The organism is Amycolatopsis sp. La24, assembly GCF_029087445.1.
Classification (GTDB): Bacteria; Actinomycetota; Actinomycetes; order Mycobacteriales; family Pseudonocardiaceae; genus Amycolatopsis; species Amycolatopsis nivea.
Genome location: NZ_JARACH010000007.1, coordinates 128,111 through 150,734, shown reverse-complemented (window position 1 = coordinate 150,734; position 22,624 = coordinate 128,111). Strand labels below are relative to the sequence as shown.

The window sequence follows — 22,624 nt, the reverse complement described above, 5'->3', positions numbered from 1 at the left end:
CCGGCGGCAGCGACCCGTTCAGTCTCGGGTCCGGCCGGCGGCAGCGGGTTTTCGGCCACAAAGTGTCCAGAATCTGTCCCTTGCCGGGGTCTTCGCCAAAGGTATCGTCGTGGTCCGAGGACGGGATCGCCAGGACGCGGAAATCGACGGGGGAGCGCTGCCCAGGTGTATCACTACGACGTTTTCATCAGTTACGAACGGCGCGCCGAGGCCATCTCCAAATGGGTCCGCAACCATTTCCACCCGCGGCTGTGCGAACTGCTCGACGGCAACCTCGACCGGGACGTCCAGGTCTTCTTCGACGGGTCGGTGCGGGTCGGCGGCAAGTGGCCGGACGAACTGCGCTCCGCGTTGCGGCACACCAGGATCCTGGTCCCGGTGTGCTCGCCGAAGTACTTCTACAACGAGTGGTGCCTCGCCGAATGGGCCTCGATGGAACGCCGCGAAGAACTCGCCGGACGGGACCGCCCGGCGACCCTGATCTACCCGGTCATCTACTGCGATTCGAAAAACTTCCCGCCGTACGCGCACCAGCGCCGGATGAAGAACCTGACCGAGTGGAATCATCCGTACGAGCAATTCCAGGTCTCGGCCAAATACATCGGTTTCCACGACGAGATGAACCGCATCGCGACCGAGATCGAAGAACTGCTCAGCGCCGCCCCGGCGTGGCGGCCGGACTGGCCGGTGCTGACTCCGCGGCCGGACGTCCCGCCCGCTTCCCGGTTCCCGAGGCTCTGAGCGATGACGGGCGTCGTGATCACCTTCTATTCCTACAAGGGCGGCGTCGGCCGCAGCTTCACGCTGGCCAACATCGCGGTGCTGCTGGCCCGCTGGGGACACCGCGTGCTGTGCATCGACTGGGACCTCGAAGCACCGGGTCTGCACGAGTACTTCCGGCCGAAGCTGGACCACGATCCGCAAGGCGGCGTAGTCGATCTCGTCGCCGATTTCCGGGCGGGCACCGTCCGGCCGAACCGGCACGTCCTCCCGGTCCGCCTGGACAACGTGGCCGGCACGCTGGACTTCCTCGCCGCGGGCGGCGACGGCCCCGAGTATCCGGGACAGGTGCAGGGAATCGACTGGGAAAGCCTGTACGACGAGGAATTCGGCGAGTATCTCGAACGCTGCCGGGAAGCCTGGACCTCGGAGTACGACTACGTCCTGCTCGACAGCCGCACGGGAATCTCCGACGTCGGCAGCATCTGCACCGCGCACCTGCCGGACCGGCTGGTCGTCCTCTACACCGCGAACATGCAGAGCGTGCGCGGCGCGGTCGACGTCGCGCGCCGGGCGAACGTCGCGCGGAACGCCCTGCCGTACGACCGTCCGCAGCTTCCCGTGCTGCCGGTGCTTTCGCGGTTCGACACGCGCGAGGAGTACGACCGGTCGGAAAGCTGGCGGGAGATCTGCCTCAAGGAGACCCGAAGCCTGTTCGACAGCTGGCTTGACCAGGACGTTCCGCCCGCGGTGATCGCGCGCCACCTCACCTTGCCTTACGTCTCGTACTGGACCTTCGGCGAGCAACTTCCGGTGCTGCTGGAGAAAAGCCCGGGTGCGGACCAGATCGGGTTCGCGCTCGAGACCGTCGCCGCGGTGATCGCGCATTCCTTCGACCGGACCGAGCTGCTGGCCGAAAACCGCGACGCGTACGTGGCCGCGGTGCGCACCCGGACGCAGAGTTTCGCCTACGACATCCAGGTCAGCATGCCCCGGTCGAACCTCGAAGTTTCCCGGGAGCTGGTGGCGGAGCTGGAGAATCTCGGCATCCGGGTGGGCCGTTCGCTGTCGGGCGACCGTTCTTGGCTCGGCCGCGCGGAAACCGACGCCCGGCACCTGTGCCTGGTGATCGACGGCAAGGCGAGCCGGTGGCAGCTGGCGGAGGTCGAGTTGTTCCTGCACCGCACGCTCGGCCAGGACCGCAGGCTGATCCCGGTGCTCACCGAGGGAACCGACTCGCGCGAGCTGTCCGGCTACCTCGGCAACCTGCGGCATCTGCGCCTCAGCGCGCTGAACGGCCCGGCGAAGGTCGCGCGGAGCCTCGCCGACGAGATCGGCGCCGGGCGGGCTCTCGTCGACACCGGCCAAGCGGACCTGGTTTCCCTGCTGCGGCAAGCCGAACACGTCCGGCTGCGTCCGGAACTGTGGGACCTCGTGGGCGAGTTCGCCGGCGAACTGCCCGCCGTCGTCGGAGCCGGGGACAGCGTGCGCGCGCAGGAGCTCGGCGCGGACCTGGCTGTGGTGCTGCGCCCGCGCCACGACAACGGCGCGATACCGCCGCCGCTGCCGGTCCAGAAGGCCCTGGCGTGGGCCCAGCAAGTGCTCGACGTGCGGGTGAACGGCAACTAGCCGCACCTGCCAGACACCCGCCCGCGCCCGCGGCCGGGATGCCCCGAGGAAGGACGGCGGATGCACGAACGACTGAGCCACAAGCAGTCCGCGGCGATGATCGCGCTGATGGTGCACGGCAAGGAGATGACGAACCCGGAACTCCGCGACGCCGCGGGCTTCGCGCTCGACGGGAAGGACCGGGTCAAGCTCAACCAGCGCTACGTCAGCAGCAGGAAATCCGGCCGCGCGTTCGCGCATCAGCTCACCGACGCCGGCTGGGACTGGTGCGCGGAGGAACTGGCCGCGCTGTCCCCGCCGCAACCGGTGCGGAGCACGCTGACCGTGGTGGCTTACCTGGCGCTGAACAAGTTCTTCGAGTACCTGCGGCTGCACAACGTATCGCTCAAGGAGGTTTTCGGCGGCGCGGAGGGCAACGCGCCGCAGGCGGTCAACCTCAAGGAAATGATCGTCAAGGCCTACCGCGAACTCGCTCGCGAGCCCCGGGGCTGGGTCGGGCTGGCCGATCTGCGGTCGTCGCTCGGCGACGCCGAGACCGCCGAGGTCGACGCGGTGCTCAAGGAGCTGAGCCGTACCGGGCAAGCGAAACTGGTGCCGGAATCCAACCGCAAGGTGCTGACCGCGGCGGACCGGGCGGCGGCTGTGCGCATCGGCGGTGAAGAGAACCACATGCTGTCCATCGAGGCGTCATGATCGAACATCTGGCCGTGCTGGCGACTTTGCGGTTCGACTGGGCGGACACGCCCGACCACGTGTGGCGCGATTCGCCGTACCACGTCGACGGGCTGCACGCGGACGTGATCGCCGCGATCGACGTCGGCATCCGCGACGCGGCGGCGAGCGAGGGGCCGAGCCCGATCGGCCTGGTCATGCAGGGGATGAAGGGCGTCGGCAAGACCCATCTCCTCGGAATGGTCCGGCGGGCGGCGCACCGCGCGGGCGGGTACTTCTTCCTCGACGACCTCACCGCGGGCGACGCGTTCTGGGAGAACACGGCCGACGCGCTGCGCCGCGGCCTGCTGCGCACCGACGACTCCGGCGAGACGCAGCTGCGCAGTTTCGTGCGCCGGGTCTGCGAACGCGGCGACGTGTCCTGGGAAGCGACTTCGGCGTTGCTGGGCACGGGCGCACTGACTCGCGCGCACCTCGACGCGTTCGTGCTGGGGCTGCGCAAGCTCGACCGCCAGGTCGCCGTGGAATGCGCGGACACCGCCCGCGCGCTGGTGCTGTACGCCGCGGAAGACCTGACCCAGAACGAGATCGGCGACGAGTACCTCGGCAGTTCCGAGGAATCGAAATCCGGCGTCCGCCGGAAGTGGGGCATCCGGGCGAAGGCGAAGTCCGCGCTGGGGCAGGTGCACGACATCACGCGGCTGCTCGCGCTCACCGGTCCGCTCGTGATCGGGGTCGACCAGCTCGACACGCTCATCGCCCGGTCTTCGTTGCAGGCCCGCGAAATCGGGCACCGCGGGGAGGAGGACTTCCTCGTCGCCCAGATCGCCGACGGCCTGATGGAACTGCGCGAGGTCACCCGGCGGACGTTGACCGTGCTCGCCTGCCTCCCGACGACGTGGATGCTGATCAAGGACAAGGCCTCGGACACCGTGCCGGACCGTTTCCGCGAAACGCTGACGCTCGGCCGGGTGCTCGACGCCGAGGTCGGACGGCGGCTGGTGGAGCGGCGGCTCGGAGTGGCTTACGCCGCGATGGATTTCACCCCGCCGCATTCGACCTGGCCGGTCGCGCCTTCCGCGTTCGACGGGCCGTGGGAGGAGTACACCCCGCGCGAACTGCTGAAGCGGATCGGCGCGCACATCGACGCCTGCGTCCGCGCGGAACGGGTGCAGGAGCTGACCAGCTTCGACACCGACGCGCCACCGGTGCTGCCGGCCCGTGCGGAACCGAAGCCGGACCGCTTCGCCGAACTCGACGCCTGGTTCGAGCAGCTGCGCGCGGCCGCGGATCCGTCGGCGCTGCTCGACCACAAAGTGGAAGACGAGGTGATGCCCCGGCTGCTGTCGGCCGCGCTGCGCGGCTGGATCACCGAGGTCGGCGACGACGAAATGGAGTGGGACGCCCGCGGCAGCGAGGACGAACTGCACGCGTGGCTCACCCACACCCTCGACGAGGACTCCGATCTGGAGGAGCACTGGGCGTTCCGGGCGATCTCCGTGCGGCATCCGCTCGCGGTGCTCAACCGGTTCCGCAAGGCGCGCTCGGCCGCGGGACTGCGGCCCGGGGCGGACAACCGCCACCTCGTCCTGATCCGGAACTCCTCGTGGTCCAAAGGGGAAAAGACGCAGGCCGAGATCCGGGCGTTCGAAGCCGCCGGAGGGAAGCGGCTCAAGATGTCCGAAGCGGACGTCCGCACGTTCTGGGCGCTGGACGAGATGTTCGCCAAGGGCGGCCCGGACGTCCACGAATGGCTCATCGACCGCAGGCCCGCGCGGCGCTCCCAGCTGCTGTCCGGAGTCCTGCCCGACGCCGCGGCGCGTTCCGGCGGCCCCGCGAACCCAGCCCCGCTGCCAGTAGAGAAGCGACCCGTGCACCCGGCCCCCGCCGCCCAGCCTTCGCTCTTCACCCCGACCCCGCGCTCGAACCGCAATGGAACCTCCCAGGCCCCGCGTTCGGACGGAACCCACCCGCCGCCCGACGGCGCCCTCACCCTCGGCACCGAAACCGGTTCCGGCAAACCCATCCGCATCGAACTCTCCGCCCTGCGCAAGCACGCCGCCGTCTTCGCCGGTTCCGGGTCAGGGAAAACGGTGCTCCTGCGCCGGATCATCGAGGAATGCGCGCTGCTCGGCGTGTCGTCCATCGTGCTGGACCCGAACAACGACCTCGCCCGCCTCGGCGACGCGTGGCCGAGTCCGCCGAGCGGTTGGGGTCCGGAAGACGCCCAGCTCGCCGAGCGCTACTTCGAGGAAACCGACGTCGTCGTCTGGACGCCGGGCCGCGCCACCGGGCGGCCGCTCGGGTTCGAGCCGTTGCCGGACTTCGCGGGGGTGCTCGACGACGAGGACGAGTTTTCCGCGGCAGTCGAGGTGGCGGTCGCGGCACTCGCGCCGCAGGCCCGGCTCACCGGCAGCACCGCGAAGGCGGACATCGGACTGGCCGTGCTGCGGCAGACGATCGTGCACCACGCCCGCACCGGGTCGCGGAGCCTGCCGGAGCTGATCGAGGTCCTCGAAGACCTCCCCGAGGGCGTCACGAATCTCAACGGCGGCCGGAAAATCGCCGCTGAGGTCGCGGAGTTGCTCAAGGCCGCGATGGTGAACGACCCGCTGTTCGCCGGAGCCGGCACCCCGGCCGACCCGGCGGTGCTGCTCACCCCGGCCGACGGCAAGCGGGCGCGGATCTCGGTGATCAGCTTCGCCGGGCTGCCCGCCGAGGCGCAGCGGCAGAGCTTCGTGAACCAGCTGCAGATGGAGCTGTTCGCGTGGATCAAGCGGAATCCGGCGGGGGACCGGCCGCTGGGCGCGCTGTTCGTGATGGACGAGGCGCAGACGCTCGCGGCGTCCGGGTCGCTCACCGCGAGCACGCGCAGCACGATCGTGCTCGCCGCGCAGGCCCGGAAGTACGGGCTGGGGCTGCTGTTCGCGACGCAAGCCCCGAAGGGCCTGCACAACCAGATCGCCGGCAACGCGATGACGCAGTTCTTCGGGCGGCTCAACAGCCCGGCGCAGATCGCCGCGGCGAACGAGATGGCGCGGGCGAAGGGGAGTCCGGTGGCGGACATCTCGCGGCTGGAGCGGGCCCAGTTCTACGTGTCCGGCGAGGCGTTCGGGTTCCGGCGGGTGTCGACGCCGCTGTGCCTGAGCCACCACCCGGCGAGCCCGCTGCGGCTGGAGGAGGTGCTCGCGCGGGCCAGGGACAGGGAGGGGTGAAACAAGCGGCCCGGACCCGGGGATCCGTCCGGGTCCGGGCCGCCCGCGATCACACGCCCGCGACCGACTGGATCCAGTCGCGGTACTGGGTGACGTTGATGTAGGCGGTGTAGGACTGGCGGTCGCTGGTGGAGGCGACGCCGACCTGCTTGCCGTTCGCGTACATCGGGCCGCCGGAGTCGCCGCCTGCGGTGATGCCGTCGCCGCGGTTGGCGCACACCGAGACGCCGGCCGCGCCGTCCGGGCAGTCGACCGAGGTGACCTGGACGTTCGCCACCTTCAGCACCTGCGACTGGCAGTTGATCTCCGGCTGGTCGGTGCAGGTCGCGCCCCAGCCGTAGACCTGCGCGGTGTCGCCGACGTTGACGTCGCTCGCGGTGCCGAGCGGCGCGTACTCGGTCTGGACCTTCTGGTCGATCTGGACCAGCGAGATGTCGGCGTCGGGGGAGTCGTGCACGGACGTCGCGGAGACCTCGGTGCCCTGGGTCTGGTCGAGGCTGCCGACGTGGAAGGTGATCTGCTTGCCGCCCGCGCCCTGCGTGCAGTGCCGGGCGGTGAGGATCCAGTCGGGAGCGATGATCGTGGCCGAGCAGAGCTCCTGGCCGCCGGCGAACATCCGGGCGGCGGCGTGCAGGGAGTCGGCCGTGCTGCCGTCGATGATGGCGGGCTGGGCGGGGGCGGCGGTGGCCGGGGCCGCCGCGGCGACGGCGGCGAAGGCCAGGCCGGACAGGACTGCGGCGGTACGCGCGATTCGCACTGGTGATCATCTCCGGTGGGTACGGGGAGTGTGGTCAGGTACTGACCCACCGTCGTGAATGTCGGTAAATGACGGAACCCGCCGAAGGTCGGGCCGGTTCAGTTCCCGACTTTCGTCGTGGGACAAGCGGACCAGCGCGCGTTGACGAGCCGCCGACAAGGACTGTGAGCGCGGTCACCGTGCCCGGAGGTCCAGAATGGTGTCGGGTGGACGAGCGGGCGCGACGGGCCCCGCCTGGACAGGGAGTGCTGCACGCGGATGGAAGCCGGCTCACAGGGATCGGCACGGCTGAAGTCGTCGTACCGCTACGACGACCTCGACGTGCTCACGCTGCTGCTGGCGGGGGAACTCGACGCCGGCACCGCGCTGGTGGTGGTGCGGGCGGTGACGTTCGCGCTGGCCAAGCGCCCGATGGCGCTGGTGCTGGACCTGACCGGGCTGACCGAATTGAGCGACGCGGGCGTGCACGTCCTGCGGGCCGCGCAGGACCGCGCGGCCGCCGAGGGCGTGGTGCTGCGGCTGCTCGCGCATCCCTCGGGCGCGGCGGGCCGCAGGCTGGCCGAAACCGGGATGACCGGCGTGTTCGACATCTACCCGGACCGCACGGCGGTCCGCGTGGAGACCGACCGGATCGCGTTCCTGCGCCGGATGAAACGGCGGCTCGACGCGGGCTGAGCCGGTCCGGACCCGGGCGTTCCGGGCCCGCCCGCGCCGCCGAAGTGGCCCGAGCGGGTGAACTTCGGGGATTTTTTTCTCCAGTGGTCCGGACCAGTTCCGGCGATGTTGCGAGTTCACGCCAGCAGCGCTTCGGCGAGTCCCTGCTCCTGGATCGAGTCCCGCAGTTTCGCCAGCGCGCGGCATTGCGTCACCCGGACGTTGCCCGGCGACATCCCCAGCGCCTTCGCCGTTTCGGCCGACGTGAGGCCGACGACGACGCGCAGCGTCAGGATTTCCTGCTGCAGCTTCGGCATCCCGGCCATCAGCCTGCCCAGCGAAGCGCCGAGGTCGGCCGTCATCGTGTGCGATTCGGGGCCGTCGCCCAGGTCGGGGTTCTCCGGGACGTCGGACACCGGCCGCGAGCGGTCGCGCGACACCGCGCGGAACGCGTCGGCCACCTTGTTCGCCGCGATCGCGCGCACCAGGTGCAGGAACGATCCGCCGCGGTCCTCGTAGCCAGGGACGGCCTGCAGGACCGCGATGCACACCTCCTGCGCGACATCGTCGGCCGACAGGTACGACAGGTCGCGTCCGCCGATGCGGGCGCGGCAGTAGCGCGCGATCACCGGTTTCAGCAGCGCCAGCAGTTCCGGAGCCGCGCCGGGGACCTTGTCGCGGGCCGCGCGGACCACGGTTTCCAGCCGCTGCGCCAGCTCGGACGGACGCGGCAGCGCGGACAGCGGGACATAGCCTTCGACCGGTTCGGGCACGGTGGCGGTGGGCATAGGGGTCGTTCCTTTCGTACGGGCGGCCGCGGTGGTCTCGCCCGCTCGATCCGGGAATCGGCCGCCCGGGCGCCGGTGTTGCGCCCGCGCAGGTGTTGTCCAGCTTCTGTCCGTTGCGCGGCAACGGAATCCGCACGGACCTGGACAGATCTTGGACAGGTTCCGCCGGCGGGTAGCGCGGCGCGGCGCGGCGGCGATCCCGGTGCGGTCGGAGAAATCCCGATCGGGAAGGGGAATCGCGATGATCACGCACTGACCGGCGCCGGGCCCGGCCGGGGAGGTTCAGCCGGCCGGGCTCCACCGGATGCCGTAGGCGAACCCGGGCGCGAGCCGGTCGAACCGCAGGTGCACCTCGCCTGAGCCGTCCGGGCTCACCACGTCGCCGCGCGCGCCCAGATCGCGTGCGTCGTCCTGGAACACGCGGTCCAGCCGCACGATTTCGGTCGGCGGCGCGGCCGGGAAGCGCACGTGCAGGTCGAACCGGTCGACCGGATGCCGCGGCACGCACACGTAGTGCGGATGCCGGAACTCCGCGCGGAACCGCAGTCCGAGGTCGTGCGTTTTCCCGCGCGGCAACGGGTCGGCCAGCTGCAGCGCCAGCCCGACCCGGTCGTTCGACTCCATCGCGCGGCGGACCAGCGTGCCGCCGTGGAAGACGTCGACGTCCAGATCGCTTTCCCGCACCGGCCCGGAGGCCGTGGACGTCGTGGTGAGGGTGAGCGCGAGGTCCAGTTCGGCGAGGTCGTCGGCGTCGGCGACGATCCGCCGGAACTCGAACACCTCGGGCCGCTCCTGGTCCAGGGCAAGGGACACGCGCAGCAGTTCGGTGTGCCAGCTGCCCTCGGGCGCGGGCCGCCCGCCGCCCTCGCGCGGGCCGGCGAGCGCGAGGTGCGCGACGTGCTCGATGCCCTCGTCGATGCGCCGCCGGATCGTGCGGTCGTCGCGGTCGAGCTCGCGCGCGGCCCAGTGCACCCGCTCCTGGTAGAACGGCTTGCGCGCCGGTTCGTGCATCGCGAACGCCGCGAGCACGGCGATCCGGAGGTCGTCCGGGAGCGTCTTGGCCAGCGGTTCCAGCACGTGCGCGAGCCGGTCGCGGATCTCGACGTTTTCCGCGTTGTCGGGAATCCCGCACACCTCGCGCAGGACCGGGCCGACCCGAATCCCGAGCGGAGTGGTGAAAACGCCGCGCCCCTTCCGGAGCACTTTCAATTCCGCGACCAAGTCCGCCGCGTTCGGTTCCACCCGTTCCTCCCTCGCGTCTCCCCGCCCGCAGCCACTGTTCCGCAATGCGGGCGCGGATGTCCAGCCTCGCCCGGGCCCGGCGCACGGACTGTGACCGGAATGATTTCCCATTCCCGCGTCCGGCTGGTGCGGCCGGGTTTATCCAGGGCGGAAATTCGCTCGGATGGCTCCTTCCCGAAACGGCGGGTGACTGTTCCAGTCAGGGACGGCCGCGCCGCTTTCGATCCCGCGACCGGGGCTGGCGCCCTGCTCATCGGAGCGGAATGCCTTTCGCCGCGGCGTCGCCTCCGGTTCCCCGTTCACGCGATTAAGGTGGAAACGGGAAACTCCTTCCCCGATTGCCGCGCGCTCCCGCATTCTCGGGACAAGCCGCTGATCAGGCAGGCGGAAATCCTCGGAAGGAGCTTGTCGTGAAGGTCGTCTGTTCGTTTTCTCTGCTGGTGCGCGCCGCGTTGTGGCTCGCCGCGGCCGCGCTCGTGTCCGGAGTCGCGCTCGGCCATCCGGGCGGACCGGCTCCGGTCGCGCCGCCGGTGTCGGTGCGGACCGCGCCGTGACGAAACCCCGTCCCGGCGTCTGCCGGACAGTCATACTGGGAGCGAGAAGAAGGTGGGGGCGGATGACAGCGCGCGCGACGTTCGGGGCGGAACTGCGGCGGCTGCGCACCTCGGCCGGGCTGTCGCTCGCCGAACTGGCCGCACGGGTGCATTACAGCAAGGGGTACCTGAGCAAGGTCGAAACCGGCCTCGCCGCACCGAATTCCACACTCGCGGCATTGTGTGAATCCGAATTCGGCACTCCAGGAGCCCTTACCGCACTGGTTCCCGCGGAAACCGGAAAACGCCGGACCCGGCCGGACGTCCGCCCGTCCGGCCTCCCTCCGGTAACCGCGGACTTCACCGGCCGCGATGCCGAATCCCAGGCCGTGCGCGAGATTCTCGAGTCCGACGGCGGAGTCTGCGTCATTTCCGGCATGGGCGGAGCCGGCAAGACGGCACTGGCGGTGCGGTGCGCGTACCGGCTGGAGGCGTCCTTCGCCGACGGCAGCCTCTTTCTCGATCTCCGCGGCACCTCCGACGAACCGGTCACGCCCGCCGACGCGCACGACCGTCTGCTGCGGATCCTCGAGGTGCCCGCCGACCGGATCCCGGCCGATCCCGACGACCGCGCGGCGCTCTTCCGGACCTGCCTGCGCGGCCGGAGTTTCCTGCTGGTGCTGGACAACGCGGGCAGCACCGGTCAAGTGCGCCCGTTGCTGCCCGCGGAACCGAAATGCCGGGTCGTGATCACCAGTCGCAGCCGCCTGCCCGCATTGGACGAAGCCGAGCACGTCTCGCTGGGCGTGCTCCCGTCCGCTTCCGCCGCCGCCCTGGTCGCCACCCTGACCGGGGCGACCCCGGATGCCGCCCTGCGCATCGCAGACCGCTGCGGCCGCCTCCCGCTGGCAATCCGGATCGCCGCCGCCCGCCTGCGCGCCCATCCGGCGTGGGAGGTCGCGGAGTTGGAACGCCGCCTGGCCGACGAAACCCGCCGCCTGGGCGAACTCGACGACGGCGAACGAAGCCTGGCTGCCGCCTTTCGGTTGTCAGTCCGCCAATTGGAGCAGCCGGAAGCACGGCTGTTCGGCTTGCTGGCCCTGCACCCCGGCATCGACTTCGACGTGACCGCCGCGCAAGCGCTCGGCTCCCTGGACGCGGTGGCGGCCGAGCGCCTGCTGGACCGCCTGCACCAGGCGTACCTGCTCACCCAGCCGGAACTGGGCCGGTACGGTTTCCACGACCTGGTAAGGGTTTTCGCCGCCTCCGACGTGCCCGGCGAGGACGCGCTCCGCCGCCTGGCCGATTTCTCGGTCGCGACCGCGGAACGCGCCGACCGAGCGCTGAGCGGCCCGCGGTACCGCCCGGAGGTGACCTGCCCGCCCGGTCTGCCCGAGGTGGAATTCCCGGATCAGGACAGCGCGATCGCGTGGTTCCGCGCCGAATGGCCGAACCTGGTCGCGCTCTGCCGCCGGACCGGGGAGTCCGAGCGATGCTGGCAGCTGGCGTTCTTCCTGCGAGGCTTCTTCTACCTGACCAAACTGTGGGACCCGTGGATCGCGACGCACCGCTGGGCCCGCGCCGCCGCCGAAGCTGTCGGCAACCGCTGGGCCGCCGCGACGACCACCGCGAATCTGGGAATCGCGTACGTCGACCGCGGCGATCTGGACGAGGCGTCCCGGTGCTACCGCCAGGCCCTGCGGGAGTACCGGGAAATCGGCGACCGCCACGGCGAAGCGACCGCGCTGGCACATGCCGCGTGGGCCGAGCACTATCGGGGCAACCACGAACAAGCCCTGCGCGACCTGCGCTCCGCAGCCGATTTCTACGACCTGACCGGCAACCGACGCAGCGGCGCCATCACGACGCGAGGTGTCGCCCTGGTCCTGACCGCGCTGGGACGGCCTGCCGAAGCCGCCCGCCTGGTCGAGGAAACGCTGGCGGTTTTTGAGGAACTGGGGCTGGAACTGGACGTCGTGATGGGACTGAACTGCCTAGGCTGGGCACGATTCCGCGCCGGGGATCATCCGGGTGCTGAGTCGGCGTACCGGGAAGCGGCCACCCGTGCGGAGACCTGCGGCAGCACCCACGAGGCGGCGCGGGCTCACCTGGGGTTGGGAAATGCCGCTGCGGCGCAGGGGATTGCGGATGAGGCTGCGACGCAGTGGGAACGGGCCGAGGCGACCCACCCGGATCTCGACCCGGTGACGGTGGGGGAGGCGGCTGCGCGGGCAGAGTTCCGGTGAACGGCGGAGGGCGCTGGCTTCTCCGGAGGGGACTGGGCTGAGGTCGGTGCGCCGGGTTTGTCGAGTTCAAGCCTGGGCGGGGGCGTGCACGACGGTTCCCGGTCTGGTTCGCGGGCCGGGGCATCGGTCGGAGAGAGTAAGAAGTGGCCGCCGCTCGGCGGGCAGCGGCTCGATCGTCGCGAGACGAGGGCTCGCTGCAGTGGCGCACGAGGGCTGACGTGGCGGACACGAGCGACGGGCCGCGTTCGGCGGGGTTGGCCGTGGTTTTCTGTCCGCCGGAATTAGTGGGGGGTGCGGCGGGTTGGCGTGACGGCTGTGTTCGCGGGGCTGGTGGTTGTCTTCTGCTCGCAGGGTTAGCCAGCGGAGCTTGAGGGCTGGGTGTCGCGGTGGGTTGGAGTGACGGCTGTGTTCGCCGGGCTGGCGGTCGTCCTCTGCCCGCGGGGTTCGTGAGCAGAGCCTGAGGGCTGGGGGTGAGCGGCGAGGCGGGGCACAGCCGCGTTTGGTGGGCCGGGCAGTGTCTCTCCGTCCGCGGGCCAGGCGTTTCGATCCCGGAGCGAACCCGGCGCCGGGAGTGTGCTCGCGGTCTCTGCCAGCCGTGGCCGGGCTTTCGGGGCGGGTGGCGGCGTGTTGGGATGGGCGGATGGAGTCGCCCGAGCCGGTTGAGCAGTTGCCTCGTGTGGCGGGTTTTCGGGCGCTCATGTTCGCCTTGCCGCCGGTCGGGCGGAGGTGGTCGGCGGGGTTGCGGGCAGCGGCGGCGGTGGCCGTTCCGGGGATCGCGCTGGTGTTGGCGGGGGCTTCGGCCTCGGCGTTGTTTGTCACGCTGGGGACGTTCGCAGTCTTGTACGGCGAAGGGCGGCCGTACCGGGTTCGGGCGGGTGTCGTGGCTACTGCTGGTGCCGGGTTGCTCGCGGCGGCTGCGTTGGGTGCTTCGGTGGGGACCGTGGTGCCGCCGGGGCCGGTGTCGGTGCTGGTGGTTTCCGTGGTCGCGGTGCTGGCGACCTATGTCGTCGACGCATTGCGGCTTGGGCCGCCGGGGCCGTTGTTCTTCGCGTTCGTGTGCGCGGGTGCGCAGGCGGCGGTCGAGGCTGGGGCCCGGCCGTGGGTGGTGCTGGGGTGCGCTGCGACAGGGGTCGGGTCGTCGGTTGTGGTGTCGATGGCCGGGGTGCTGGTCGATCGGACGAAACCGGAGCGGACGGCTGTCGAGCGTGCGGTGCGGGCTGTCGACGCGTTCATCTCGGCTGAGCGGAAGACGGCGGAGGCTCGGCACGCTGCCGGTGCCGCGGTGTCTGCGGCGTGGACGTCCCTGCATGACGCGGGACATCCGCGCCGGGGCACGCAACCGGACCTGGTGGCGGCGTTGCTTGCTGCCCATCGGCGGTTCGCGGACGCTTCGCCGGGCGAATCCGTCGAACTGCCGCCGGGGAAACTGCCGTTGCCGCGACCGAACCTCGGGTACCGGCTGCGGCGGGCGGTTCCGTTGCGGTCGCATGCCGCGTTGACGGCGTTGCGCGTCGGTGCCGGTTGCGTGGTCGCTGGGGAACTGGCGGTGGCGGTCGGGTTTGGACGGCCGCACTGGGCGGTGCTGAGTGCGTTGGTGGTGCTGCAGCAGGGGTTGGACCGGCGGCGGGCGAATGTTCGTGCGCTGCACCGGTTTGTCGGGACCGCGGCTGGGCTCGTGCTGTTCGGGCTGGTGATGATGGTCGCGCCGTCCGGGGTGATGCTGATTTTGATTCTGGCGGTGCTGCAGTTCTGCGTGGAGCTGGTGGTACCGCGGAATTATGCGGTGGCGACAGTCGTCATCACGCCGCTCGCCCTGCTGGCTGCCGGGGTGGCGAGCCAGCCGGGGCCGGTGTGGCCCGCGGTGGCGGACCGTTTCGCGCAGACGGCGATCGGGGTCGTGGTGGCGGTGGCTGTGCAGTATGTGGTGGCGCCGCGTGCGCACCGGAAGACGTTGGACTGGACCGGGTCTCGGGTGCGCGCCGCCGCGCGTGCAGTGTTGGCCGGTGCGCCGGTTCCGCGGGCGGCTGCGCGCCGGGACCTCCAGTTCGAACTGGAAGGCGCGACCCGGGCCGGGGTGGATTCGGTGCACAATGAGCCCGGCTGGGCCGCTGAGCGCTGGCCCGCCCACGCCGCCCTGGTCCACGACGGCTACGACCTGCTCCAAGCCTGCTGGTCCGCGCCGGACGGCAGGGTGCGGGACGTCGAACGGTGGGAGCGTGCGTTCGGCCGCTGAGACCGGGATGCCTGCCCGGCTGGATGGTGGCGCGGTGTGGTGGGTGTGGGTTCGGCCGGTGAGGCCGGGATGCCCGCACGGCTGGATGGTGGCGAGGCGGGAGCGTGCGTTCAGCGACTGAGACCAGGACGCCTGCCCAACCGAATGGTGGCGCGGTGTGGTGGGGCGCGGGCGTGTGTTCGGCCGGTGAGACCGGGACGTCTGCTCAGCCCAACGGCGCCTGTCCGGCTGGATGGCGGCGCGGCCTGGCGAGGGGATGGGCTGGTGCCCGGCGATTGCGCAGGTGCTCGGCGAGAACGCCGGTCCGACCGTGGCGAGCGCGAGGCTGCTTGCTGATCGGGGCTTCGCGGACGCTCGACAGGGTTGCACAAAGCTGCGGTCATCGCCGCGAACCTGCGTGTGGCTGCCTCGCGGACGATGGGCGCTGACCTCGGCGCGCTAGGTCGCGATTTCGCCGCGGCCCAGCATCCGCCTCCGAACCGAGCAGTTCGAGGCCCAGCCAACGACCGGACAGCGGTCGTCAGCGCGAGCCCCGAGCCGCTCGTTCTGAAACGGCCCTGTCATCGAGGACGCAGGGCTGCCTCGACCTCCTCCTGGTCCGACTCGCCGGGCACGATGGTCAGCGGGCCCGCGACGTCCAGCAGGCCCGGATGCCGGACGGTCCAGCTCAGCACCGGCAGCGAGTCCTTCGTGAGGTCGTGTGCGGACGTCACGGTGACCCCGGGCGTCGGGCCGCAGGTGACGACGTCTGCGGACGGGCCGCGGCCGTCGCTGTGGCAGAAGGCGGCTCGGCCGTCGGCGGATAGGGCCAGCAGCGCCGGGGTGCCGTCGGCGGTGGTGGCTGGCAGGACGTGGTCGTAGCCTGCCAACCGGCGCGTGATCAGGCGGTGGACGCGTCGGCCGCGGATGCTGGTCATCGGCGCGGTGTAGGTGCGGGCTACGGCGTCGAGCCGCTCTGAGTCCACGGGATCAGGCCTCCTCCGGTTGTTCCGGGCGGGGCGACCGGACGAACCAGGCTCCGATCACCGCGGCCACACCGATGCAGCCAGCGACGAGGAACGCCATGTGCAGGCCGTCGGCATCGGGGCTTACTGCCGCGTGTTCGGCGCTGCTCAGGGTCGCGACGCTGATGAACACGGCGGTGCCCAGGGCACCGGCGACCTGTTGGAGCGTCGAGAGGATCGCGCTGCCGTGCGAGTAGAGGTGGTCGGGCAGCGCTGCCAGCGATTCGGTCATCAGCGGCGTCATCATCAGGCCGAGACCGGCCATCAGGACGATGTGGATGCCGATCACCGCGATCAGCGGCGAACCCGGGCCGAGCAACGAGAACAGCCACAGCGAGACCGCCATCGCGAGCGCGCCGGGCAGGACCAGCAGGCGCGCGCCGACCCGGTCGAACAGGGCACCGACCGGACGGCCGAGCAGGCCCAGCACCAACCCGCCGGGCAGGACGGCTAGGCCGCTGACGAAGGTGGACTTGTGCAGGACGGTTTGCAGGTACAGCGGCAGCAGGATCGCGCCCGCGCCGATCAGGCACATGAACAGCAACGCGCTGAGCCCCAGCGCGACGACGAAACTGCGGTGGGTGAACGGCCGCAGGTCGAGCAGGGCGCGGTCGCGTTGTTGCAGGCGAAGCTGCCGCCAGCCGAACACTGCCAGCGAAACCACGCCGACGACGATCGGCAGCCACGGCGGCATCAGCGCGGTCTCGGCGGATTCGCCCGCGGACGACAGGCCGTACAGGACTCCGCCGAAACCGATCGCGGACAGGACGACCGAGAGCACGTCGAGCGGGACCGCGCGGGTTTCGCTGTCGATCCGCAGCTGCAGCATCCCCGCGACCAGCGCGGCCAGTGACAGCGGCAGCACGATGAAGAACATCCACCGCCAGCCGAGCGACGACAGCACCGCGCCGCCGATCGTGGGGCCGATCGCGGGCGCGACCGCGATGACGATGCTGATCGTGCCCATCGTCGCGCCGCGGCGCTGGGCGGGCACGAGCCGCATGACGGTGGTCATCAGCAGCGGGATCATCACCGCGGTGCCGCACGCCTGCACGACGCGGCCGGCCATCAGCAGGCCGAAACCGGGCGCGACGCCGCACAGCAGCGTGCCGAGGCTGAACGAGGCGAGCGAGAAGACGAACACCTGCCGCGGCGTGAACCGTTCGAGCAGGAACCCCGTCGTCGGGATCACCACCGCCATGGTGAGCAGGAAACCGCTGGTGAGCCACTGGATCGTGGTGGTCGGGACGGCCAGGTCGACGGTGAGGTCGCGCAGCGCGACGCTCAGGATGGTCTCGTTGAGGATCATCACGAACGCCGACAGCACGAGCACGCTGATCAGCAGCCCGGGCTTGGCGGGCGGGCGCTCCAGTGCTTCCGTGGCGGGGGAGGAGACGCCGCTCATCGGCGCCCCTCGCTGACCGAGGCGAGGGCGCTTGCGAAGGCGGCGGGCACGAGGTCGGCGGCGCGAACGAAGCGGGCGCCGGCCGACGGAAGGCTGCCGGGGAAAGCTCTGCGCGCGGCTTCACCGGCCGCTGCGGACGGGGTTGGGGACTGCTGGATCTTCACCTGGCCAGGATACGGAGAAGCACCGACAAAACCGGCGGCCTTTTCCTCCCGCGGACCGCGGCGGCGGCCCGCGAAGAGCCTCGGGAAACGGCGGAAAAAGCAGCTCGACCAGCGGTAGGTCGCCAGCCGCGGCAACGATAAGCGAATCAGGAATCTCGTTCGCGGGCTTGGCGTGATCCGCAGGCGCCAGGATCGCCGGGCGGCCTTCTCCCGCCGAGGTCCGTGAGGGGCTCCTTCACGGACTTGGATTCCCTCAAGGCGTCCTTTACGGCCCTCGCCACCGCGCGCGAAACGGTCAGCAGATGCTCCATTGTGGAGCGTTCCGCCGCCACACCGTCACGGATTCATCGCCAGCACCAGGAATCCCGCCAACAACACCAGATGCACCCCGCCCTGAAGCCGCGTAGCCCGCCCCGGCACCACCGTCAGCACACTGACCACCACTGTGAGCGCCAGCAGCACGATGTGCGTCGGGCCGAGACCGAGCAGCAGCGGGCCCTTCAGCCACACCGACGCGAGCGCGATGACCGGAATCGTCAGGCCGATGCTGGCGATCGCGGAGCCGTACGCGAGGTTGAGGCTGATCTGCATCCGGTCGCGCCGTGCCGCGCGGACCGCCGCGAGCGTTTCCGGAGCCAGGATCAGCAGGGCGATCACCACACCGACGAAGGACTGCGGCAGCCCGGCCGCGCGCACGCCGGCTTCGATCGCCGGGGATTCGACCTTCGCCAGACCGACCACGGTGACCAGGGCGATCAGCAGCAGAACGAGGCTCACCAAGGTCTTCTGGGCGCTCGGCGGTTCCGCGTGCTCCTCCTCGCGGGTCTCGCCGTCGTGGTCGACGGGAAGGAAGAAATCGCGGTGGCGGACGGTCTGCGTCATCACGAAAGTGGCGTAGAGAACTAAGGACGCACCGGCCGCGAAAGCCAGCTGCGGCCCGGAAAACGCCGGTCCGGGCGTGCTCGCGGTGAACGTCGGCAGAACGAGGCTCAGCGTCGCCAGCGTGCCGACCGTCGCCAGGGCCGCGCCGCTGCCTTCGGGGTGGAAGCGCGTTTCCCCGTACCGGCGCGCGCCCACGAGAAGCGAGAGCCCGACGATGCCGTTGGTGGTGATCATCACGGCGGCGAACACCGTGTCGCGCGCCAGGGTTTCGGCCTGGTCGCCGCCGGAAGCCATCATCGTGACGATCAGCGCGACTTCGATCACGGTCACCGCGACCGCGAGCACCAGCGAGCCGTACGGTTCGCCGACCCGGTGCGCGACGACCTCGGCGTGGTGGACCGCGGCGAGAACCGTGCCCGCCAGCGCGATCGCGACCAGCGCGACCGGCACCGGACCCAGCGTGCGACCCCAGGTGAGCGCCAGCAGGACCAGGGCGAGCAACGGCAGCAAAGTGGTCCAGGACAACAGATAACCGCGGACGCTCGCCATGCGCACACCCTGGCATATCGGACCCCTGGTCGCCGGGCATCCCGTCCGCGCGGGGGAGTGTCGCGTCCGAAATGGACACTGCCCGTCGCCCGGCCGGGCGCGAAATTCACTCGTTCGGCCTAGCGAATGCAGGGTTCCGCAGGTCGGCGGCGGGGTACGCGCGGCGGACAGGGGTGGTCGGCGCGGAAAGGAGCCGAGGATGACCCGGGAAATGAAGATGGCCGACCGCGCGATGCCGGCAGGCGGCGACGGCGCGGAGTATTCCTTCTGGCGCGAGCACACGCACATCAACCTCAGTCCGGTGGCCGCACCGTCGATCCTGGGACTCGCCGGGTTCGCGGTGTCCACGTTCATGGTGGCGGCCAACATGGCCGGCTGGTTCGGCGACAGCACGACGACGCCCCTGCTGCTCGCCCCCTTCGCGTTCGCCTTCGGCGGCGTCGCGCAGTTCCTCGCCGGGATGTGGTCCTACCGGGCCCGGGACGCGCTCGCGACGGTGATCCACGGGGCGTGGGGCGCGTTCTGGATCGGCTTCGGCGTCTACCAGCTGTTCGTCGGCCTCGGCGGGCTGCCGTCGACGGCGGCGAGCCCGGTCGCGGCGGCCGCGATCGGCTTCTGGTTCATCGGGCTCGCGGCGATCACCTGGACCGGCGCGCTCGCCGCGCTGGCGGAAAGCCTCGTGCTCTGCGCGCTGCTCGCGGTCCTCGCCGCCGCGTCGACGCTGCTGGCGATCGGCCTGATCGGCGACGTCGGCGTCGTGCGCACCATTGCCGCCTACTTCCTGCTCGTGTCCGCGGTGCTGGCCTGGTACGCGTGCAGCGCGATGGTCCTCGAAGCGGCGCACCACCGGGTGGTCCTGCCGATGGGCCTGCGCGTCCCGCGCCCCGCCCGGACCACGACAGTGCCGTTGCACCAGGCGATCCAGTTCGATCACGGCGAACCGGGAATCAAGGCCGGGCAGTAGCCCCGGCGAGGAGGTGACCACCGGATGAAGATGAGCATGGCGCTCACCGCGTTCACGCCGCGGGACCGGAAGCTGCGGGAGAGCAGGCTGCCGCTCACCGCCGAGTTCCTGGCCGGGGCGTGGCTGGTGTTCGCGGCGTTCGCGTACAGCTACTCGTTCACGCTGTCCGCGACGGCCGGGTTCTGGAACAGCCTCGCGTGCGGGATCGCCGTGGCGGCGGTCGCGCTGGTCCGGTTCGGCCTGCCGGAACGCGCGCGCTGGCTCGGGCTGGTCAACGTCGCGATCGGGTTCTGGCTCATCGCCGCGCCGTTCGCGTTCGGCTACCCGGTCGACGGGCACCGCGACGCGATCCGCACGAATTCGCTGATCGTCGGCGTGCTGCTGGCGATCTTCTCGGTGATCTCGGTGACTGTCGCCTATCGCAGGCACAGCGGCGAGTTCCGGGAGTGAGGAGGGTGTACTGGCCGGTGCTGGCGGTGCTCGCGATCGGCGTGCTCGCTTTGGGCAGCGCGGGATTGCGTGCGCGCAAGGCGACGCCGCCGGCCCGGAAAGAGGCGCTCGTCGGGGCCTGGCTGGTGGCCGCGTCGGGCGTGGTGTGGTGGGCGTCCGCGCCCGCCGCCGGAGCGGTGCTGCTGGTGGTCGGCGCGGCCGTCGTGTTCGGCGCGGCGCTGACGAACGGGCAGCTGCCGTATCACCGGGACAGCTGACACAAGCCGGGGTTTGCCGCGGGTCCCGGCCGGTTACCCGCCCCGGGTGAGGCCGGGCGGCCGCGGGCTGCCCGGCGATCGTCGGGTGCGCGGGAGGTCGGTCATGACACAGCTGAAGCCCCGGCCAGTGGTGATCGCCGCCGCGCCGCGCCGGGGCAAGAAGGGCTCGGTGCTGCTGGGCATCCTGCGCACCACCGACCACAAGCAGATCGGGCTGCTCTACCTCGGCACGTCGTTCGCGTTCTTCCTGGTCGGCGGCGCGATGGCGCTGCTGATGCGCGGCGAACTCGCCCAGCCGGGGCTGCAATTCCTGTCGCAGGAGCAGTACAACCAGCTGTTCACCATGCACGGCACGATCATGCTGCTGCTGTACGCGACGCCGAATGTGTTCGGTTTCGCCAATTTCGTGCTGCCGCTGCAGATCGGCTCTCCGGATGTCGCGTTTCCGCGATTGAACGCGTTTTCCTACTGGTTGTACCTTTTCGGCGGATTGATCGTGCTGAGCGCGTTCCTCACGCCGGCCGGGGCGCCGGACTTCGGCTGGACCGCTTACACGCCGCTGTCCGACGCCGTCCACAGTCCCGGTGTCGGCGGCGACCTGTGGATCATGGGCCTGATCGTGTCCGGTCTGGGCACCATTCTCGGCGCGGTCAACATGACCACCACGATCCTGTGCCTGCGGGCTCCGGGAATGACGATGTTCCGGATGCCGCTTTTCACCTGGAACATTTTCTTCACCGCGATTCTCGTGCTGATCGCGTTCCCGATCCTCACCGCGGCGCTGTTCGCGCTGGAGGCGGACCGAAGGCTCGGCGCGCACGTGTTCGACCCGGCGAACGGCGGGGCGATCCTCTGGCAGCACCTGTTCTGGTTCTTCGGCCATCCCGAGGTGTACATCGTCGCGCTGCCGTATTTCGGGATCGTCACCGAGATCATCCCGGTGTTCAGCCGGAAACCGCTCTACGGCTACCGGCTGATGGTGTTCGCGACGGTCGGCATCACCGGGCTTTCCGCGACGGTGTGGGCGCACCACATGTTCGCCACCGGCGCGGTGCTGCTGCCGTTCTTCTCGATCATGACCTTCCTGATCGCGGTGCCGACCGGGCTGAAGTTCTTCAACTGGATCGGCACGATGTGGAAGGGGACGCTGTCGTTCGAATCGCCGATGCTGTGGTCGGTCGGATTCCTCGTCACGTTCCTGCTCGGCGGCCTGACCGGGGTCCTGCTGGCCGCGCCCGCGCTGGACTTCCACATCACCGACACCTATTTCGTCGTCGCGCACTTCCACTACGTGCTGTTCGGCACGATCGTGTTCGCCACGTTCGCCGGGATCTACTTCTGGTTCCCGAAGATGACCGGAAGGATGCTCGACGAATCGCTCGCCAAATGGCACTTCTGGACCACGTTCATCGGCTTCCACACGACGTTCCTGGTGCAGCACTGGCTCGGCGCGGAAGGAATGCCGCGACGGTACGCGGACTACCTCCGCAGCGACGGGTTCACCGTGCTGAACACCATTTCGACCATCGGCGCGTTCATTCTCGGCGCTTCGGTGCTGCCGTTCATCTGGAACGTGGTGAAGAGCTACCGCTACGGCGAGAAGGTCAACGTGGACGACCCGTGGGGCTTCGGCAATTCGCTGGAATGGGCCACCTCGAGCCCGCCGCCGCGGCACAATTTCACCGAACTGCCGCGGATCCGCTCCGAACGGCCCGCTTTCGAACTGCACTATCCCGACATGGTCGAGCGGATGCGGGAGGAGCAGCACATCCATTGGGGCAAGCGGGCGAAGGCGGAATCGGACGCCTGATCAGGCCAGCCACATCAGCGGACGCCCGGATCTCGGACGCGCACAAGGTACGCACCTGAGCCCGGCCGAGAGCTTTGCGCGATCAGCCCTGCTGGCGGCGGAACTCGTCCAGCACCCGGCGCTCCCGCTTCGTCGGGCGACCCGCGCCGCGCTCGCGGCGGGCAACCGGGATCGCGGCTTCCGGCGGCGGCTTCGGGGTGCGGTCGATGAGACAGGTGGCCGCGACGGCCGCGCCGACCCGTTTCTGGATCACCTGCACGACCTCGACCACGCGGGTCGTCGTCCCGATCCGGGCACGGACCTCGTCGCCGGGCACGACCGTGGTCGCGGGTTTCGCCGGGCGGTCGTTCACGCGCACGTGCCCGCCGCGGCAGGCGGCCGCGGCGTCGGCGCGCGTCTTGGTCAGCCGGACCGCCCAGAGCCAGCGGTCGATCCGCGTCGATTCCATGG

20 protein-coding genes are annotated in these 22,624 nt (G+C 70.4%); 12 read left to right on the top strand and 8 right to left on the bottom strand.

Annotation, left to right across the window (positions count from 1 at the left end; all coding sequences use genetic code 11):
* Positions 1-165: 165 nt before the first annotated feature.
* Genes PUT80_RS10990 through PUT80_RS10975 form a run of 4 tightly spaced genes read left to right on the top strand, consistent with a single transcriptional unit; the run spans position 166 to position 6,236 of the window.
* Positions 166-741 carry a TIR domain-containing protein gene (locus tag PUT80_RS10990; RefSeq protein WP_275291821.1) on the top strand — a complete coding sequence of 192 codons (576 nt, stop codon included), beginning with the start codon at positions 166-168 and terminating at the stop codon, positions 739-741.
* A gap of 3 nt (positions 742-744) precedes the next feature.
* Entirely contained in the window at positions 745-2,349 is a 1,605-nt protein-coding gene (locus PUT80_RS10985) for an AAA family ATPase (RefSeq protein WP_275291820.1), read from the top strand.
* A gap of 60 nt (positions 2,350-2,409) precedes the next feature.
* On the top strand, positions 2,410-3,042 hold the full coding sequence (locus PUT80_RS10980; protein ID WP_238607136.1) for a hypothetical protein: 633 nt from the start codon (positions 2,410-2,412) through the stop codon (positions 3,040-3,042).
* On the top strand, positions 3,039-6,236 hold the full coding sequence (locus PUT80_RS10975) for a DUF87 domain-containing protein (RefSeq protein ID WP_275291819.1): 3,198 nt from the start codon (positions 3,039-3,041) through the stop codon (positions 6,234-6,236). Before PUT80_RS10980 ends, PUT80_RS10975 begins: the two co-directional genes overlap by 4 nt.
* 49 nt (positions 6,237-6,285) lie before the next feature.
* On the opposite strand, the gene PUT80_RS10970 is transcribed toward PUT80_RS10975, so the two are convergent.
* Complete coding sequence (locus PUT80_RS10970; protein ID WP_037819510.1) at positions 6,286-6,993, bottom strand: trypsin-like serine protease; 708 nt, start codon at positions 6,991-6,993, stop codon at positions 6,286-6,288.
* 258 nt (positions 6,994-7,251) lie between these two features.
* Between PUT80_RS10970 and PUT80_RS10965 the strand changes: the two genes are divergently transcribed.
* Entirely contained in the window at positions 7,252-7,668 is a 417-nt protein-coding gene (locus tag PUT80_RS10965) for an STAS domain-containing protein (protein WP_009076775.1), read from the top strand.
* A gap of 116 nt (positions 7,669-7,784) precedes the next feature.
* Here PUT80_RS10965 and shbA read toward each other — a convergent pair whose 3' ends face one another.
* Together shbA and PUT80_RS10955 are read right to left on the bottom strand one after the other, a co-directional pair.
* The gene (gene shbA, locus PUT80_RS10960; RefSeq protein WP_167756624.1) at positions 7,785-8,435 is read right to left on the bottom strand and encodes an RNA polymerase sigma factor ShbA; all 651 of its coding nucleotides are present in this window, start codon (positions 8,433-8,435) and stop codon (positions 7,785-7,787) included.
* Between the two features lie 282 nt (positions 8,436-8,717).
* A complete protein-coding gene (locus PUT80_RS10955) occupies positions 8,718-9,677 on the bottom strand; it encodes a hypothetical protein (RefSeq protein ID WP_238607134.1) in 960 nt (319 codons plus the stop codon).
* A 410-nt stretch (positions 9,678-10,087) separates the two neighbouring features.
* Between PUT80_RS10955 and PUT80_RS10950 the strand changes: the two genes are divergently transcribed.
* The 3 genes from PUT80_RS10950 to PUT80_RS10940 all read left to right on the top strand — a co-directional run bounded on the left by PUT80_RS10950 (position 10,088) and on the right by PUT80_RS10940 (position 14,689).
* Positions 10,088-10,231: a hypothetical protein gene (locus PUT80_RS10950; protein WP_205670120.1), complete on the top strand. Its 144-nt coding sequence runs from the start codon at positions 10,088-10,090 to the stop codon at positions 10,229-10,231.
* 62 nt (positions 10,232-10,293) lie between these two features.
* Positions 10,294-12,456, top strand: a complete 2,163-nt coding sequence (locus tag PUT80_RS10945; RefSeq protein ID WP_275291818.1) for a tetratricopeptide repeat protein — start codon at positions 10,294-10,296, stop codon at positions 12,454-12,456.
* 640 nt (positions 12,457-13,096) lie between these two features.
* Positions 13,097-14,689, top strand: a complete 1,593-nt coding sequence (locus tag PUT80_RS10940) for an FUSC family protein (RefSeq protein WP_275291817.1) — start codon at positions 13,097-13,099, stop codon at positions 14,687-14,689.
* 560 nt (positions 14,690-15,249) lie between these two features.
* Here the strand turns inward: PUT80_RS10940 and PUT80_RS10935 are convergent.
* The 4 genes from PUT80_RS10935 to PUT80_RS10920 form a co-directional block, all read right to left on the bottom strand.
* A complete protein-coding gene (locus PUT80_RS10935; RefSeq protein WP_275291816.1) occupies positions 15,250-15,654 on the bottom strand; it encodes a hypothetical protein in 405 nt (134 codons plus the stop codon).
* Between the two features lie 4 nt (positions 15,655-15,658).
* Entirely contained in the window at positions 15,659-17,098 is a 1,440-nt protein-coding gene (locus PUT80_RS10930) for an MDR family MFS transporter (protein WP_275291815.1), read from the bottom strand.
* Complete coding sequence (locus PUT80_RS10925) at positions 17,095-17,262, bottom strand: hypothetical protein (RefSeq protein WP_275291814.1); 168 nt, start codon at positions 17,260-17,262, stop codon at positions 17,095-17,097. The genes PUT80_RS10930 and PUT80_RS10925 overlap by 4 nt, the downstream gene beginning before the upstream one ends.
* 336 nt (positions 17,263-17,598) lie before the next feature.
* Positions 17,599-18,693, bottom strand: a complete 1,095-nt coding sequence (locus PUT80_RS10920) for an ionic transporter y4hA (protein WP_275291813.1) — start codon at positions 18,691-18,693, stop codon at positions 17,599-17,601.
* A gap of 199 nt (positions 18,694-18,892) precedes the next feature.
* Between PUT80_RS10920 and PUT80_RS10915 the strand changes: the two genes are divergently transcribed.
* From PUT80_RS10915 to ctaD, 4 genes are all read left to right on the top strand, one after another.
* Positions 18,893-19,657: a GPR1/FUN34/YaaH family transporter gene (locus PUT80_RS10915; protein WP_037819524.1), complete on the top strand. Its 765-nt coding sequence runs from the start codon at positions 18,893-18,895 to the stop codon at positions 19,655-19,657.
* Positions 19,658-19,681: 24 nt separating this feature from the next.
* On the top strand, positions 19,682-20,107 hold the full coding sequence (locus PUT80_RS10910; protein WP_051172342.1) for an SPW repeat protein: 426 nt from the start codon (positions 19,682-19,684) through the stop codon (positions 20,105-20,107).
* A 5-nt stretch (positions 20,108-20,112) separates the two neighbouring features.
* Positions 20,113-20,364 (top strand): hypothetical protein, encoded by a 252-nt coding sequence (locus PUT80_RS10905; protein ID WP_037819525.1) that lies wholly within the window; start codon positions 20,113-20,115, stop codon positions 20,362-20,364.
* Positions 20,365-20,467: 103 nt separating this feature from the next.
* On the top strand, positions 20,468-22,174 hold the full coding sequence (gene ctaD / locus PUT80_RS10900; RefSeq protein ID WP_043833386.1) for a cytochrome c oxidase subunit I: 1,707 nt from the start codon (positions 20,468-20,470) through the stop codon (positions 22,172-22,174).
* Positions 22,175-22,256: 82 nt separating this feature from the next.
* On the opposite strand, the gene PUT80_RS10895 is transcribed toward ctaD, so the two are convergent.
* Positions 22,257-22,622 (bottom strand): RNA-binding S4 domain-containing protein, encoded by a 366-nt coding sequence (locus tag PUT80_RS10895; protein ID WP_199818137.1) that lies wholly within the window; start codon positions 22,620-22,622, stop codon positions 22,257-22,259.
* Between the last annotated feature and the right edge of the window lie 2 nt (positions 22,623-22,624).

Coding starts and splice junctions, on each gene's coding strand:
- PUT80_RS10985 (WP_275291820.1), top strand. CDS start 745: ATGACGGGCGTCGTGATCACCTTCTATTCCTACAAGGGCGGCGTCGGC.
- PUT80_RS10980 (WP_238607136.1), top strand. CDS start 2,410: ATGCACGAACGACTGAGCCACAAGCAGTCCGCGGCGATGATCGCGCTG.
- PUT80_RS10975 (WP_275291819.1), top strand. CDS start 3,039: ATGATCGAACATCTGGCCGTGCTGGCGACTTTGCGGTTCGACTGGGCG.
- PUT80_RS10965 (WP_009076775.1), top strand. CDS start 7,252: ATGGAAGCCGGCTCACAGGGATCGGCACGGCTGAAGTCGTCGTACCGC.
- shbA (WP_167756624.1), bottom strand. CDS start 8,435: ATGCCCACCGCCACCGTGCCCGAACCGGTCGAAGGCTATGTCCCGCTG.
- PUT80_RS10945 (WP_275291818.1), top strand. CDS start 10,294: ATGACAGCGCGCGCGACGTTCGGGGCGGAACTGCGGCGGCTGCGCACC.
- PUT80_RS10940 (WP_275291817.1), top strand. CDS start 13,097: ATGGAGTCGCCCGAGCCGGTTGAGCAGTTGCCTCGTGTGGCGGGTTTT.
- PUT80_RS10930 (WP_275291815.1), bottom strand. CDS start 17,098: ATGAGCGGCGTCTCCTCCCCCGCCACGGAAGCACTGGAGCGCCCGCCC.
- PUT80_RS10920 (WP_275291813.1), bottom strand. CDS start 18,693: ATGGCGAGCGTCCGCGGTTATCTGTTGTCCTGGACCACTTTGCTGCCG.
- PUT80_RS10915 (WP_037819524.1), top strand. CDS start 18,893: ATGACCCGGGAAATGAAGATGGCCGACCGCGCGATGCCGGCAGGCGGC.
- PUT80_RS10910 (WP_051172342.1), top strand. CDS start 19,682: ATGAAGATGAGCATGGCGCTCACCGCGTTCACGCCGCGGGACCGGAAG.
- ctaD (WP_043833386.1), top strand. CDS start 20,468: ATGACACAGCTGAAGCCCCGGCCAGTGGTGATCGCCGCCGCGCCGCGC.
- PUT80_RS10895 (WP_199818137.1), bottom strand. CDS start 22,622: ATGGAATCGACGCGGATCGACCGCTGGCTCTGGGCGGTCCGGCTGACC.